This is a genomic window from Nioella nitratireducens (assembly GCF_001879715.1).
In the GTDB taxonomy this organism is placed as follows: Bacteria; Pseudomonadota; Alphaproteobacteria; order Rhodobacterales; family Rhodobacteraceae; genus Nioella; species Nioella nitratireducens.
Map to the genome: position 1 here is coordinate 1 of NZ_MNBW01000035.1, position 15189 is coordinate 15189.

Annotated in this window: 11 protein-coding genes; 1 reads left to right on the forward strand and 10 read right to left on the reverse strand. The window is 58.3% G+C overall.

Annotated features, from left to right (window positions below):
- Window positions 1-212: 212 nt before the first annotated feature.
- From qatD to hsdR, 10 genes are all read right to left on the reverse strand, one after another.
- Window positions 213-995, reverse strand: coding sequence for a Qat anti-phage system TatD family nuclease QatD (gene qatD / locus BKY27_RS18680; protein ID WP_071675979.1), 783 nt, complete (start codon window positions 993-995; stop codon window positions 213-215).
- The gene (gene qatC / locus BKY27_RS18685) at window positions 986-2248 is read right to left on the reverse strand and encodes a Qat anti-phage system QueC-like protein QatC (protein WP_324610030.1); all 1263 of its coding nucleotides are present in this window, start codon (window positions 2246-2248) and stop codon (window positions 986-988) included. The genes qatD and qatC overlap by 10 nt, the downstream gene beginning before the upstream one ends.
- Window positions 2242-2634 carry a hypothetical protein gene (locus tag BKY27_RS18690; RefSeq protein ID WP_146636309.1) on the reverse strand — a complete coding sequence of 131 codons (393 nt, stop codon included), beginning with the start codon at window positions 2632-2634 and terminating at the stop codon, window positions 2242-2244. The genes qatC and BKY27_RS18690 overlap by 7 nt, the downstream gene beginning before the upstream one ends.
- Before the next feature lie 390 nt (window positions 2635-3024).
- The gene (locus BKY27_RS18695) at window positions 3025-4788 is read right to left on the reverse strand and encodes a KAP family P-loop NTPase fold protein (RefSeq protein WP_071675982.1); all 1764 of its coding nucleotides are present in this window, start codon (window positions 4786-4788) and stop codon (window positions 3025-3027) included.
- Between the two features lie 60 nt (window positions 4789-4848).
- The gene (locus BKY27_RS20290; RefSeq protein ID WP_199559132.1) at window positions 4849-6528 is read right to left on the reverse strand and encodes a hypothetical protein; all 1680 of its coding nucleotides are present in this window, start codon (window positions 6526-6528) and stop codon (window positions 4849-4851) included.
- 1 nt (window position 6529) lies between these two features.
- Complete coding sequence (locus tag BKY27_RS18705) at window positions 6530-8284, reverse strand: restriction endonuclease subunit S (protein WP_071675983.1); 1755 nt, start codon at window positions 8282-8284, stop codon at window positions 6530-6532.
- Window positions 8281-9363 (reverse strand): endonuclease NucS domain-containing protein, encoded by a 1083-nt coding sequence (locus tag BKY27_RS18710; RefSeq protein WP_084668044.1) that lies wholly within the window; start codon window positions 9361-9363, stop codon window positions 8281-8283. The genes BKY27_RS18705 and BKY27_RS18710 overlap by 4 nt, the downstream gene beginning before the upstream one ends.
- A complete protein-coding gene (locus BKY27_RS18715; protein WP_071675984.1) occupies window positions 9360-10799 on the reverse strand; it encodes a class I SAM-dependent DNA methyltransferase in 1440 nt (479 codons plus the stop codon). The genes BKY27_RS18710 and BKY27_RS18715 overlap by 4 nt, the downstream gene beginning before the upstream one ends.
- Window positions 10796-11683 (reverse strand): DUF5677 domain-containing protein, encoded by an 888-nt coding sequence (locus tag BKY27_RS20050; RefSeq protein WP_146636310.1) that lies wholly within the window; start codon window positions 11681-11683, stop codon window positions 10796-10798. The genes BKY27_RS18715 and BKY27_RS20050 overlap by 4 nt, the downstream gene beginning before the upstream one ends.
- Window positions 11667-14120 (reverse strand): EcoAI/FtnUII family type I restriction enzme subunit R, encoded by a 2454-nt coding sequence (gene hsdR / locus BKY27_RS18725; RefSeq protein WP_071675986.1) that lies wholly within the window; start codon window positions 14118-14120, stop codon window positions 11667-11669. Before hsdR ends, BKY27_RS20050 begins: the two co-directional genes overlap by 17 nt.
- Window positions 14121-14385: 265 nt before the next feature.
- Here hsdR and BKY27_RS18730 point away from each other — a divergent pair, with 265 nt between their 5' ends.
- Window positions 14386-14766, forward strand: a complete 381-nt coding sequence (locus BKY27_RS18730) for a hypothetical protein (RefSeq protein WP_071675987.1) — start codon at window positions 14386-14388, stop codon at window positions 14764-14766.
- Window positions 14767-15189 lie beyond the last annotated feature (423 nt).

Consider the following 15189-nt stretch of genomic DNA (forward strand, 5'->3'; position numbering starts at 1 on the left):
CGGGCACAAACAAACCGATATCAACCTGCTGCTGCCCTGGAATTACGGCAATCACGTGTGAACGGCGCACCGCTTACGGTTTACCGGTGAAGCGACCACCATAACTTGGCCATTGGACCCGTTCAGATGACCATTCGACCATCAATTTGTGTCCACTCGCCGTTCTCGTGCGCAATGTGTCTTAGGCTCGGTTCGCTCGCCGATGCATATGATCAAAGGGTCCAGGGTCTGTCTTGATCCGCAAGCTGATGTCTCTTGGAAGAAAGAAGGCTCAACCGTCGGAAGTTTTCAGTCATCACCAGTTCAATTTCGGTTGCGGAACAATTCTTCAAAACTGCGATCTCACGATAAACTGCTCCACCCCCGCCAGGAGAAAGTGACGTGCCGCCATCCGATCCGAACGGTCCGTCGGTTTCGGGCAGCACACGCTCAAGCGGCATGGTGTTCGCAGCGGCGCGGCCCGATCGACTGGCCAACATGGCAGAGCCGACAGAAAACCAGCATCCCAAGCGAACCGCGCGATCAACCAAGGCCGGCTTGGCTGCAAACCAGTGGAGGACGAACCTCCCAGCCATTGGCTCGAACTCCAGCATGTCCAAGAGCATACTCGCAGCTCCTCTGCTATGGAGCGAGATCGTTCGGCCGCCCGCAGCAGCACATGCGTCAAGAATCTCGTGAAGCACCTCCGCTTGGATCGGAAGTGTGTCACGGTGTGGTGGAGATCCGTCGAGTCCGACCTCGCCGACATATTCGACGCTCGGGAGCAGATCGTGGAAAAGGGAAAGTTCCTTCCGTCGACTTGCGGCGAGCTCGGGATGAAGGCCGAGCGCCGTGCGGATGCGACTACCAGCCGGAGCGAGCGCTGAGGTTCCCTTGAAAGCGCTCGGTGTCGTGGTGACTGACAAGATGTAGACACCCTCCTCGACTGCCCTGCGAACCACATCCTTGGGACTCCGATATAAGTCGAGGTGGCAGTGGAAATCGATTAGCGCCATTGGACCGCACGGAAGAGATCGTTTAACTCTTTCAATCCGCGTCCGATTGCATCGATCGTAAGTTCTCGCGTCTTGGGGTCAGTCGGTAGCGGCCCCGCCTTTCCTGCCCATATGCCGATCTCACGGTCATCGGCCGTCCTGAATTGAGCCACAGCATGCCTTACCGCCAAGACGTCGTCGCTCCGTGAATTTGCGGGAAGATCATTGAGGTAGACCGTGTCGTCACGCATACCGGCGGCGTGGAAGGAGGCGCGGCGGATCAGGCACGGCACACACCTCCCGCATTGCCCGTTCGCGCGCTTTCCCTTGCCACAGGAATATGTAGAAGCCGCTAACTCGGATAGTTGCGGGTGATGGGCTCTCGCCAGCATCTCGCCCTTGGTGGTAGAAAAGAATGGGTTACGAAGCTCAGCTTCCACCCCGGCCGAAGCCCATACTGCATTCAACTTCGTCAGGAAGTGCGGGTGCGTTGTGCGAGTGCTGAGTGACCCAATCCGCCTGTGAGTAAGCGGCGGATTGATTGCGATCAGGGCGTTTTCGGGCACCAGCACCTCAGGAACATTGGTGGAAGTGGCCGCCAGTGCTCCATATGCAAAAAACAGGATCGATCTTGCACGTGTCGAGCCCTCGTAAGGCTGCCGCCACCGCTCGCCAACGCGACCCTCGAACCTGCTCCCATTAAGACCCAACGCTGCGGCGAGCCGCTGCTGCGGGCCAATCTCCTTGGTAGAACCTTGGCTAACGAGAAATGGGCGGGCCCCGTCGTGCAGAGTCGCGAGCGCACCGAGGAAGCTGTCCAATCCACCGGAGAAAAGGCAGACTGCATTGCGGTCATGAAGTCTGCCCTGAATACGGGGGCGGGACTGACCGCCGTCGCGGAACGAAAGATGCCAAACATCGCCGGTCAAGAAACGGAGTGCGTCCGCAAGTTTCACCGAATTCGCCGTCCAAGCGCCGGGCTCGACCACAGATACTTCCAAGGCAATCACCCGGGTCCAACCATTGGCAGATCCCGTCCGCCGCACGAATCGGTCAGCCGCGAATACAGACATTGCAATGGAGAGGAAATCCCAAGCCGCGACACTCGGTGAGGCCGGAAGGCCGGAGCGAACACGATCGGCCAGGGTCGCCCCGAGCCCAGGTAGATCAGCTGATCCGCTCGCAAATAAGTGCACACCAATTGTGTTAGGCTGCTTGTGTGCCTCGATGGCACTGTTTCTGTCAGGCGTAGCTCGAACGCAAAGATCTACCACTGAGCCATCTCCCCATAGACTGCACTCGTAATTTCGGCGATGAGCGCTTCAAGTCGGTTAGGATCGAATGAGCCGCCGAACCGTTGGACGACGGGAGTAGCTATTTCGTCAGCCGCTGCTCGCACCAAGTCCCTCAATGCGTTCTCACGTTGAACGGCTGACGCAGGTGGAACGTTCTCAGCAGATGCGCCCATTTCGACGGCCACCGAAGCAAACACCAGCTCCGAGACGAAGCACACGGTCGCGATGACCACGACGTGATCTGTCACGGCGTCTACGTCGAAAACTAATTGATCGCCGAGCGCTTCGAAGAGTGCTTCCGCCATGGCAGACCGCACCATATCCTCATCGAGTATACCGGGTGGGCAAAACTCGTCCACGATCACGGCGATCGCTTGCTCAAGCGGGCGGCCGGTCAATGTGCCAAGGTCGAACTCCGCGATCGGCGTCGGTGCGCCGCGGGATTGCGCGGCCGATGCAAGCGCAGACAGAGCCGCGCCGCCGGTCCGAGCAGCGCGTGCATGGCGCGCCGACGCCCGGGCTCCTCCCATTGCTCGAGAATACCTCCCAAGCGCGCTACGACCCGCTGCGACATCACCGGTGTTCATGTATTTTCGAAGCGCCCGTCGCACTCCCGACATCGGCGCCGGTGGCAGCAGGTCCGGGATCGGCGGATCAGGCTGCGGCTGGTCTGGCGGAGGAGGGTCTTGATCCGCCCATGGCGGAACCAGCGGGGAACCGCCCGGCGTTGTTGGCTTTGATTGCGACGTCCCCATCTATTTTCCCTTCAAATAGCCTTTGCCACGCAATGCGAACTTAACGCCCGCATTCATTGTCTGCTCTGGAACCCCTTCAACCAGAGCTTTAAGCTGCCGCTTGCCTCCCTCTGATCTTTCACCGAGCATGATGGCACCTTGTATGCCCGGTAGCTTGGTCCTCCAGTCACCCTCGCGCATGCTCGCGACCAGGCCCGACATTGCGGCGACGCGCTCGTCATCGTTCAGGTTTTCAATCACATTTGCCGCCGCCGGTGAATTTACGCTTGTCACACCAAGAAGGGCTTTCACGGCAGCACCTACGTTGTCGCTTGTTGTCAAATTGGTCGGCGGCCTCATTACGTCGCGGCTGAGGAAGAGCGCTGGTTGCAAGGCCTTGAGGTCGTTGAAACGTGGTTCGAGTTGCCGCCACTCCTCGATGAATGTCTCATGCGTCTTCCATGCAGCCGGAACCTGAGGTCGAGCGGCACCTTCTTCGAAGTCCTCCGTAGCTTTCAGCAGTAGGTTGCCGTCACCCTCGTCGGCCATGACTAAAGTATACAGCGTTTGCGTAGCTGCGGCGTCCGTGCCTCGCTCGAAGATCGCAAGTTTAGCCAATGTCCCGAGGTCAACATTCATTTTCCGTGATGCTGCCAGCGATCGGCGCAACATCACGGCGTTGAGTAAGCGTTTTATGATCCTGGGGTTGCCATCGATTTTGTCGGCCGTGGTGAGTGTGGGAGCAAGGCCATCGGCTGTGCCGAGCATCTCCAAGAGACCGTCGGGGCGGCCTGCGAGACCGTCAATCTGGTCTGCTGTGAAGCTGGCGCCATTCCAAGCGTTCTGGAGCGCTTCGAGAAGCACGGCTTGAACCGTTTCCAGAGACTGAGGCGCAAGATGTTGCGTGAACAAGGAATACATGTAGGCTCGGACGTCGTCGACACCTACACGCGGCACACGGAAAGGGACTTGGATCACTTTATCCAAGTAGTCGTGGACATGTTTCGCGTTTGGATCGCTGAAGTGCTTCGCGACAGAATGCCTGATCATGTCCTCGTCGGCAGCGACGACGAATGCCGTTCCGGGAAGAAAAAGAAACAGCCTTATTGCTTCAAGGGTTCCGATTGCGACGTCGGGCAGGCAGCGGTCGAGATTGTCCACAAAGACAATCATTGGCCGACCAAGCTGATCAAGAATCTCCGCGAATTCAGCGCGGAACGCTGCAATTTCCTTGGGTGGCGTCTTCGCCTCATCCGGCCGAACAAGCTTTGACCACCCCTCAGAGGCTTCCCTGGCTACTTCCCCAAGGCGGTCAGCGTCATCGATGCTACCGGTGCCGGCGACAAGTGAGGAAATGGCGGAGCCCGCCTTGGTCATCAAGCCAGGTGGAACGCCGAACGCCATGCCGACGCCAAATTCAGCGGCCATTCCGATCGCACGGAAGTAGTTCACGCGCGACGCGAAATGCATTATTTTCTGAGATAGCTTCTCATCGCCCTTCGCTGCCGTGAGCAGGGTATCGGCTACGACCTCCATCAAGGCCGCTTTTGAATCGTCAAAGCCTTGGTAAAGCCATGCGTCGAAGTCGATGAAAATTGGTCTCTTTTCGCTTTCTTCCAGTTTCCCCCGCACTAAACGCAATACAGTCGACTTGCCGGTGCCCCAAGTCCCGAAGACTCCAATTGAAAGGGGAAGCATGTCCGCCGTGGTGGCAAGCGTGCTAATCTGGTCAGCCAATTCCGTAAAGTTCAGAAAATCCTTGGCGCTTTCTCGATCACTCCACATCCTACTTAGCTCTCCATCGCATTCAGTTCAGCGCTTGACCAACTTTAGGCCGCCATAAATTTAGCCGTCGGAAACCTCAATGCCGCGGACCACGTTCAAGAGGCGTCGAAACTCGCCATCATTTGCTGCCTGCTTCCAGAAGTTGATGAACCGGCAAACGATCTGGAGATTACCCCGCTCATAGTGTCCACTACTGTCGATGCGGTCGAGCGACGGCAGCATATTTGCATCAGTGTGCGCCCCGCGAAACTGGAGAGGCAATCCAGTGATGGCGCAGCGGTCATCCTGAACTTCCAGAAGCTCGCGCAAGAGCTTGTCAAGTTCCGCATCGGACATGTGCAGCTCCTTGTTCTTGACTTTTGTCTCGATCACCTGACCATTCGAACTGAATACGGTCTTTCCCAAAGAATACTTGATCTCGGCGATCGATTTCTCGCGGGCGCCCAGAAATCTCTCGCTGGCTTTCGCGCCATTGGAAAGCTCGCCTTTCGCCTCCATCCGAAGCAGCGTCGAGAACATCCAGAGCAAGGAATGCGCGTCGACGAGGCGGACATGATCCAACCCGGTTTCGTCGGCAATAGGTTGCCGAAGGCCATTCAGAATGTCGTTGAACTCTTCGTAATTCGGCCAGGAACAGTTTCTGAGGGTCCGGAACTCAAGCCCAATCTCTGCAAATACGCGGTCAAAGCCTGTCGGCTGGATCGGCATGAACCGGTCCATGTCCTTGAGAAAGAACAGATAGGCCATGAGAGGGTATTTCGCCCCTGCGGCTTCGCTAAGCTCTTCAAATACCTCATCTTCCTGCCGATCTCCTCGGTATAGATCGAAAAGAAGCCGCTCGAGCGACGCCACGCCCGCCCCGGTAGTCGCGGCCTCGATTAGCGCGCGATGATCCCTATTGGCGTGGCCGAAACGGTTCTGCCAGAAGACCATGTTGTTGGTCAGATCGCCATGGGTCGCCTGGATCTCGATGGCGTCGATAACCTTCGCGACGATCTCGCCTGATCCGATCTGATCCGGCGTCCAGTCATCGGCCTTCAGGCGATCCAGGGCCACGTCACGGACCCGTGGCTTGTAGCTTTCCCAAGCGGCGATGAGGCCTTCGTCGAAGCGGGTGAAAGGCTGGTCATAGGCTGTGATCAGGGACTGGAAGCGCACGAAGGACGTCGCAAAATGTTCAGGTCGAAGAGCGTCATCTCCGGCGCTCCTAAACGCATTGCGCAACGGTTGATCGACCAAACCGCCGACGAGGGGCGGTTCTCCAAAAACAGGGACCTCAGTCACCCGCAAGTCCATGGCCCTTTGCAGGTCACTCTCTGAAATCTGAGGGCTCCACGCAGCAATGGCGCGCCCCTTTTCAGGCTGATAGGTCTCAGAGGCGACTTGGTCCAAACGCACAGGCTGCGTGACCCGCCACGCACGCCGAACGGGCAAGGCATAGGTCCATTTATCGCTCCATCCATTTTGGCGTTTTCGCTCAAGCCCATGGGCAGAAGCTTTGTCGATATCGCGAATGGGCTTTGGATCAATTTGTAGAAAGCCCAATACCCTCAAAATTTCAGAGGACGCCGTGCTGCTTGAGCCTGCGCCATAGATCATCATCAAATCGCCGGGTGCGATCTTGTCGATGACATGTTTGCGGTTCGCCTCTTTGCTCCATCCGATGTAGCCGTCTTCCTCTGGGTTGAAGCCAAAGAAGGATCGAAGCCAGATCCTGGGAAAGGTGTCTGAGGTCGCCATGCTATTCAGCGGCCTCCAATGTGACTGACGCCGTTTCCAGCGCCTCGTGGAGGAGGGCTTCGAGGAGGCGGGCGCGGGTGTCGTCGGTGGTGGTCAGGGCTGCCTCCAGCCGGTCGCAGAGGGCCATGAGGGCGTCGACCTTGGCCACGATGCGGTGTTGTTCGACGAGGGGCGGTAGAGGTGTCGGCAAATTCAATATTACTGCGCGCGAAACGTTTTTCATTGACGGACTGACGCCGGTTGCATTGGCGGCGTAGTAGTCTCGTCCGTAGTCGCTGTAGTTGTTGATCAGCCATGCGAAACGATGAACGCATTCGGTAGCAAGGCGTAGACGGACAATCTTGTCGCTCATCATCAAGCGCGGCGGTTCTTCAAGAACGAGCACGGCGCGAGCGACGAGTTCCGCCGTGTTGGCGCGTGAGATCAAAAAGTCCCCTTTTCGCACCTGTGCCTGAAGTCTTGGCTGTGTTCCGGGCAAGACCTGCTTATTGGCATCAGGATCGAATTGATCCCACGAAACTGCGCTTACCTTCAACACGCCCCATGCGTCACCAACGCGAGCATGGTTTTCGGTTCTCGGGCTCCAGCCAGCATCGGAATCGAGAACCAGCGACCCAAGACGACACCACTCCCAACCGTCTGGTATCGAAAAAGGAGCTTCGGTGATTTCGACTGGCGGGACCGGTTTCTGTCTACGAATTTCCTTAGCCCTGAGCAGTTTCTCGCGTTCCGCCACGATCCGCTTCAGCAATGCCGACGCCGGCTCATCTGCCGCGTTCTGCTCCACCAGCTGGCCACGGACAGCGAGGTTGAGGATGGTTCGGCGGAGGGTCTTGATCTGGTCGGGGCGCGTGGTGAGGGCGGGGAGTGCCTCAAGGGCGAAGGCGGCGTGGGCGGGGAAGTCCTCGGGCGTGGTGTCGGGGGCTGTCAGGCGGGCGAGGCTGGCGGCGGTGAGCTTGTCGCGCGTCTCCTCGCGGGTCTTGCGGGCCTCCTCCAGCCGATCACAGAGCGCCATGAGCTCATCGACCTTAGCGACGATCCGGCGCTGCTCGGTGAGAGGAGGGAGAGGGAAAGGTGAGCTCGTGAAATACTCACTGGACACACGTTTTTGCCCAGCGGTGCCGGTCATCTTTGGAATGCCGGTCTCGATGAATTGCGGGCTCTTCAGGAACAGCACCACATAGTCAGGATCAACGAGGACTGGCCTCAAAATATGAAGTTCTGTTGTGCCGCTTCCAAAGTCTCCAGTCAGGTTGCGGAAAACGGTGGATTTCCCATTTTCGAAACATGGCGTGATCTTCGCAAGTCCAACATCGCCTTCTGCGAAATGCGTATAGCCTTTTTTGATTTCTCCCCAGGGGCGGGTCTCGTGATCGTTCGCAACGCCATACTCGGCGAAAATCATTGGCATCGGCACGAACGAGGCTTCGACACCGTCATCCGCGTCGTTTCGTGGAGAGATGAAACCAAGGTTCGAAATTTGCGTCCAGGCCCAATTCGAGGGTAGATCGGCCCAAGTCTCGGCAGGGTCCATATCGGCAACTTTGCGAGGTTTCCGCATGCCGGTCTCTAATAAGATCTCAGCCTTTCTTTCTTCGATCCGATTCAGAAGTCGAGATGCAGGCTCATCCGCCGGGCTTTGCTCGACCAGCTTCCCGCGAACCGCCAAATCCAGCACGAACCGCCGCAGCCGTGTAATGGCGTCAGGCGCCTCGCTGATCTTCTCGTAGACCTCTAAAAGACGTTCGGCGTTCATGGCTTGGCGAACTCCTCGAAGGTGGGCCCGTTCCTTAGGCGGAATTCCACCTCGTAGGACTTGAAGGAAACCGAGGGAACAACATCGAGGGCGTAGTGCAGTTGGGGATCACCCTCTGTGGCGACGACCAGCCCTTCAACGGTTTCGCCATTTTCAACGAGGTGGCGCTTGACCCAGCCCATGTATCGCAGGACCTGACCGACGACAGCATCCGATGACTTCTCACGCTTCAGTTCGATGACCAGCCAGCGCGGATCACTTTTGTGCCGCGCCAAGAGGTCGATACGTCCCACGGGGGTGACGAATTCATAACCCGCATCGGGTTCGCCATCGCGCGCGTAGATTTCCCACTCCTGGGCGAGGTCGAGCATCTCCCAGTTGTCGACCATGTAATCGTGGAGGTGTCGTTCCAGTGCAAATCGGGTGGTTTTGACCGAGGGGGCGGTCGGCACTGCTTCCGGCGCGTAGGAGACTTCGTCCAAGTTTGCATCGTCATCGGCGTTGGACGCTTGCAGAAACCACCACACCGTATCGAGGGTCCAGAGGTCTATCTCGAGGGCTTGGCTGAGTGCGACCAGCACTTCATTCACGGCGGCGTAGCGTTCGCCGAAAGTGGCACCCCGGGGGATCGGCGGGAAGAGGCCAAGCTCGACCAAGCCTTGGTCCGACGTGTTGTTCCAAACGCCGTAAGCGCTTGGGTAGGCGACATGCAAGATCGCGGTGATGATGCCTTTTCCCATCCCCTTGATCGCTGTCACCGGGTGCATCCGGTCCGCGATCGGACGGGTTTCGTCGACCAGATGGGCCAGGGCGGCCCGTGTGGCATCCATATCCGCGCAGACACGGTTCACCTGCCGATTGAGGCCTGTCCAGTGCCTGTTATTCTCAAAATACAGAAAGGAGCGCAGGACATCTTCTTCGATTGCCTCGATGCGTCCCGGCTGGAAGGCAGGGCTGTAGCGGGCGATCACGCTGTCTTTGGCGTCCAGAATATCGGTGACTTCTCGATCATCCAGCATCGCGGCTTTGGCAGCACGGAGGTGGCCGAGGGCGTAGTCGGGAACATGCGGAATACTCATCGGGCCAGCGCCTCGGTCAAGATGGATTTCAGCTCAGCGCGCAGGCTCTCGACCGAGGCCTCTGCCTTGGTCAGGTCGTTTAGCAGGGTCTCCGGGTCTCCCCAGTCGTCCTCGACCACGTGGGGGTTCTTGATGTCGAGGTTGTAGCCGCGCTCCTTGATCGTATCGATGGAGACCCTCCAGGCGCGGTCGCTTTCTTCACGCCCCTCGCGCTCGGGCCCGCCCCACCATGCGGCGCAGTCGTCCAGATGCTCCAGCCGGATCGGCTTGGTCATGGAGTAGGCCTTCTGAGTCTCTGGGACGCGGTGCTCCCAATACCAGATGTCCTGCGTCGACGAACCCTTTTCGAAGAACAGCAGATTGGTGCCAATGGAGGCGTAGGGTTTGAAGACCGAGTTCGGCAACCGGACGATGGTGTGCAGGTTGCACTCGGTCAGCAGGTGCTCCTTGAGCCGCGTCTTGATCCCTTCGCCGAAGAGTGAGCCGTCGGGCAACACAACGGCGGCGCGGCCGTTCTTCTTGAGGAGCCGGATGATGAGGGCGAGGAAAAGGTCGGCGGTTTCGCGTGTCTTGAAGGCGGGGAAGTTGTTTTCGATCCCGTCCTCTTCCTTGCCGCCGAAGGGCGGGTTGGTCAGGATGATGTCGACGCGCTCGGCCTTGGTCCAGCTGATGAGGGGACGGGCAAGGGTGTTGTCGTGCTTTACCCAGGACGGCTCCTCGACGTTATGGAGGAGCATGTTTGTGGTGCAGAGCATGTGTGGCAGAGGCTTCTTTTCAACGGCGCGGAGGGAGGCCTGCATGGTGACCTCGTCCTCAGGGCGCTTGACGTAATGCTCGCGCATGTGGCGCATTGCGCAGGTGAGGAAACCGCCGGTGCCGCAGGCGGGGTCCATGAGGATCTGGCCGGGCTTAGGGTCCATCTGCTGGACCATGAAGGCGGTGACGGCGCGCGGGGTGTAGTATTCCCCAGCGTTGCCCGCGTTCTGGAGGTCGTTCAGGAGCTGTTCGTAGATGTCGCCGAAATGCTGGCGTTCGGAAAGGCTGTTGAAGTCGACCTCGGAGATCTTGTTTATCACCTGCCGCATGAGGTGGCCGGATTTCATGTAGTCGTAGGCGTCCTCGAAGACGGAACGGACCACGCGGGCGCGGGGCGTTGTGGCGGGCAGCTCCTTCAGGGTCGGGAACAGCTGGGTGTTCACGAAGTCCTGAAGCTCATCGCCGGTGATGCCCTCCGGGTCCGCCGCCCATGCGCGCCATTGCAGATGTTCCGGGATGGGTGAGGTGTAGTCGTCGCGGGTGAATTCGAGCGCCTCGTCCTGGTCGTCGATTATCTTGAGGAAAAACATCCAGACCAGTTGCGACAGACGCTGGGCGTCGCCGTCGACGCCGACGTCCTTGCGCATGACGTCCTGAATGGTTTTTACGAGGTTTCTCATGGCTTAGCATTCCATAGGTCGGAGGCGTTCCACCGGGGCTCATCCCACGCTTCAAGCTCGCCGGCAGTTAGAATAGGGACAGGGCGGAGAGCTTTTAGCTCTTTGTGAAAATCCTCGCCGGAAGCTGGCTGAGCCTCCTCGAGCTTTTTCGTGAAGCCGGAGAAAATCATGGTCTCGAACAATATTCGGGTGCTCCAGTATAGACTAAAATCAGACCAGTATCTGTCAAAGCTGCTGGATGAAATCGACACCTCCCCAAATTTACCCCAAACTCGGCGTTGCAGTTCGTGTGGTGAAAAGTGAACGGCCCGAGAAGTCCCTTGATAGATGTAGTTATACTCTTTTTCGCGCCCAACTTGCCTTGCCACAAATGCCATAGAAGGCTGGCTTGCTCCTTGTCGCCAACCTAAAGTTTTCCCTATTTCTTTCAATTCCTTATCTTGGCTCTCTTTCATCGCGTCAAGCCGCCGGCTAAGCTTTCTCGAGAAGCCAAGCCTCTGAATTCCTTTTTGTCCGAGATAAGTCCTTTGCGCATGATGAGCCTCGGACAGTTCCTTAATTGTTAGCATAGATGCGAGTTTAGGAGCAATTTCTGAATTTTTCTGTAAATACTCGATCCAAAGAAGTTCTTCATATGCAGGACGCAAAAACACCACACCCATGGCTCCATTGCCGGAAGAAACCAGCGTGTGAATAGCTGAACAAGCCTCTGCTTGGCGAACCACTGCGGCGCGTCTAATAAACTCAAATCGTTTAGTCTCTGTTGAACCCACCCAATTGTATGTGCGTAACTCCGAAATATCTGGTTGGAGACGACCTTGTATACGCTCGCACAGCTCTTTCAGGTCGGAAGGCCGATCAGTCAATTCACGCACTTGCGTCATACAGGGCTCCTTGCAGGTCACGGATCGCGCGCACGTAGTCGGGTTTCTTACCGAAGGCTCGCATGAGCTCCACCGGCGTCCCCATGTGGGAGAAGGGGTTTATCTGAAGGATATTCGTGTCGTCGAGGGTCAGCACGCCCTCGTCGGCGTATTTTTCGAGGAGCGCTTCCAGCACAGTGCGGGCCTGGCCCCCATACCGATTAAAGGCATCGCGCTTCTTGACGTTTTCCGCGCGCTCTCGGCGGGTCAATGGTTTGGCGCCGAATGCGACGTGGCATACGAGATCGAAGGGATCGAGATTGCCGTCGATCTCCCGACCGATCAGCTCGAGGTCGAGGCCCTCTTCGGCGAGTTCGTCGATGATAACCTGTTTCCGATCTTCTGCATGCCATCTACGCAGGAAGTCGTCCATCGACGCGAACCGGCGCGTGAGGTGCTTGCGGGTGAAATCGCGGAGGCTCTCGGTGACCAGCTTCCCGTCGGCATCCAGGTATTCCACGCGCTCCTTGATTATCGTCGCGCCGACACCGTCGATGTAAATCTTTCTGCGCGGTCCCTGACCACCGCCCGGATCATCGGAGTCAGGTGGGTCTCCTGACGGCCCAGGCGAAACGGGATCGATCAGGACGGTTTCCGGATCGTCATCCTCCCAGTCTGTGGGCGTTTCCCCGTCCTCCGGCGGCGTCATGGGATCATCGGGACCAGGTTGATAGATCTGCACCGGCTCGCCATCAAATTCGGGATCGGCGAAGTGAGACGTCGCCCCCCGGAAGTCCATGAGTGTGAAGAAGTATTTGCCAGTGTCCTCGTGCACGCGTGTGCCACGCCCAACGATCTGCTTGAACTCCGTCATCGAACCAATTTCCCGATCGAGGACGATGAGGCGGCAGGTCTGCGCATCAACGCCGGTGCTCAGGAGGCGGGAGGTCGTGACGATGACCGGGTAATCAGCTTCTGGGTCGATGAAGTTCGCCAGCTCGTTCAGGCCCTCCTTGTCGTTCCCGGTAATCCGCATGACGTATCGGGAATCCTTGGCAACGAGATCCTGGTTCTCGTTGATCAGCGCCTGCCGCATGCGTCCGGCATGCTCCTGGTCGACGCAGAAGACGATGGTCTTCTGCATCCGGTCGCCGCTTTCCTTCAGGAACTGGGTGACACGGTTGGCAACGAGCTTGGTTCGGTCATCGATGACGAGCGTCCGGTCGAAGTCCCTGGTATTGTAAAGCCGGTCCTCCACCTCGTTGCCATCCCGATCGAGCTGTCCCTGCGCCGGGCGGTAGCCTTCGATATCTCGATCCACGTGGCACTTGATGACCTTGTAGGGCGCGAGGAAGCCGTCATCGATGCCCTCCTTCAATGTGTAGGAATAGATCGGTTCTCCGAAGTAGTTGATGTTGGAAGCATATTCCGTCTCTTTTGGCGTGGCGGTCAGGCCGATCTGCGTCGCGCCCGAAAAATGCTCGAGGATCTCGCGCCATGCCGAGTCCTCTGCGGCGCTGCCGCGATGGCATTCATCGATGATGATCAAGTCAAAGAAATCTGGGCTGAGCTCGCGATAGATTTTTTGGCTGTCTTTCGGCCCGGTCAGGGCTTGATAGAGGCCCAGGTAGATCTCGTAAGCGGTATTGATACGGCGCCGGTCCATTGCCAAAGTCAGCGTTTCTTCCGTGCCGTCGGGGCGCTCAATCGTCTTGGAGTTCGTTGATAGCTTGGCCATCGAGCCGATGAAGGGGCGGAAATCGTTGACCATGGTCTGGTCTATGAGGACGTTCCTGTCTGCGAGAAACAGCACCCTTTTCTTCCGGCCGGATTTCCATAGCCGCCAGATGATTTGAAACGCCGTGAAGGTTTTGCCGGTGCCTGTCGCCATGACAAGCAAGAGCCTGTCCCGACCCTTGGCGATCGCCTCAAGAGACGCATTGACTGCGTTGACCTGATAGTAGCGCGGCTCCTTGCCCGTCTCGAAGTATGGATGCAGGGCGGTCTGCGCTTGTGTTTCGCTCAGATCCTTCCACGCCAGGAACTTCGCGCGCAGCTCTTCCGGTGAAGGGAAGGCGTCGAGGGCGACTTCCTTCTCAGCCTCCTGGGATTGGCCTGTTCGATCGTGAAAAACAAAGCCATCTCCGTTCGAAGAAAAAGCGAATGGCACCTGGAGCATCTTGGCATAGTTGAGTGCCTGTTGAATTCCGTCACCCACCGTGTGCCGATTGTCCTTCGCCTCGATTATCGCGATCGGGATATTTGGCTTCAGATAAAGAACAAAGTCCGCCCGCTTCTTCTGGCCTCTGGCCACGAGTTTCCCGCGGACAATAATGCGGCCAGCAGTAAGAGTGCGCTCTTCAGCGATCTGAGTATGCAGATCCCATCCGGAACCCGTAAGCGCGGGCAGAATGTATTTGCTACAAATATCCCGTTCGGAAAGAAGCCGCTTGTCCATTCTTATCCACGTCTTGCCCCTCGTGGCAGAGTATAGGACGTGACCCCAGACGCAAGCCAGCCAAGCGCCGGGCACGCATGTGCGCTGGTCTGGTGCGCGGCTCGAAGACATCGTGGCGACGCTGGACCGTGCACTGGTGGCCTGAAGCGACGGGGTCTGGCAGCGCCGGGGCCCATCTTGACGGCCGCGGCGGCAATGTTCGCCATCTCACCCGACGCGGCCATCGCGCCGAAGTGCCTTGGACACATCGAAACGGAGGTGCGCAATGGACCTGATAGCTTTCACCCCTGTCGTCACGCCTGCTCAGAGCGCATCCGGCCTCATTTTCGCGCTCGACAGCCTCGATGCCCGGCTCGACACCACCGGCGATCTGGAGGGCCTGCTCGACATCACCGGCCACGGCGATGCCGTCGACGATACCTGGGTGATCGGGTGCTTACATCTCCCACCTGGGGCGAGCCCGGAGGATGGCCGCCACCTGTTTGAGGACGCGATGCCAGCACTCGAGCGCCTGCTAAATCGGGTGTGGTCGATCCCCCTCGAGGGGGCGTTCACCGACCCTTCGGTTCTCGACGCGGGGATGTTACGGTCGGAAGCAGGGCTGGAGAAGGTCCTGACGGCGCTGAACCTTGTGCTCGCCACCTGAGCGGGGCAGAGGCCCAGGAAAATGCCCTTGGTCCTTTCCTTGTATCCGATAAGACGGGTTATCGGATACCATTTGGCGGAGAGCAGAGAGCAGGGGAGAGACGTCATGGTGGCGCTGCGAGCGCGGATGGAACAGCGCTATGCGGACTGGCGGGATGACCTGCCCGCGGAACCGTTTGGCGGGGACGGACAAGCCAAGCCGGGCTGGCGGACTTTCCTTGCTGAGTGTCCTGCCTTGGATTTTGGAGCCGTCCGGGAAGGTCTGGAGATCATAGACGACGCTCCAGTCTGGCCAGGCCGCCGGAACAATCGGCCCGATGCCGCCCCGGTAGGCTCGCATGTCTGTTTGGACCTGTCACGTCTTTGTGCCGCCCCAAGTGCTCGTTTAGGCCACTTTCCGTTCGAAGGCGACCGGGCTTTTCCA

Bases quoted from the DNA above. Each gene is read 5' to 3' on its own strand.
- hsdR (WP_071675986.1), bottom strand. From the start codon at position 14,120: ATGGACAAGCGGCTTCTTTCCGAACGGGATATTTGTAGCAAATACATT.
- BKY27_RS20050 (WP_146636310.1), bottom strand. From the start codon at position 11,683: ATGACGCAAGTGCGTGAATTGACTGATCGGCCTTCCGACCTGAAAGAG.
- BKY27_RS18710 (WP_084668044.1), bottom strand. From the start codon at position 9,363: ATGAGTATTCCGCATGTTCCCGACTACGCCCTCGGCCACCTCCGTGCT.
- qatD (WP_071675979.1), bottom strand. From the start codon at position 995: ATGGCGCTAATCGATTTCCACTGCCACCTCGACTTATATCGGAGTCCC.
- BKY27_RS18730 (WP_071675987.1), top strand. From the start codon at position 14,386: ATGGACCTGATAGCTTTCACCCCTGTCGTCACGCCTGCTCAGAGCGCA.
- BKY27_RS18715 (WP_071675984.1), bottom strand. From the start codon at position 10,799: ATGAGAAACCTCGTAAAAACCATTCAGGACGTCATGCGCAAGGACGTC.
- BKY27_RS20290 (WP_199559132.1), bottom strand. From the start codon at position 6,528: ATGGCGACCTCAGACACCTTTCCCAGGATCTGGCTTCGATCCTTCTTT.
- BKY27_RS18695 (WP_071675982.1), bottom strand. From the start codon at position 4,788: ATGTGGAGTGATCGAGAAAGCGCCAAGGATTTTCTGAACTTTACGGAA.
- BKY27_RS18705 (WP_071675983.1), bottom strand. From the start codon at position 8,284: ATGAACGCCGAACGTCTTTTAGAGGTCTACGAGAAGATCAGCGAGGCG.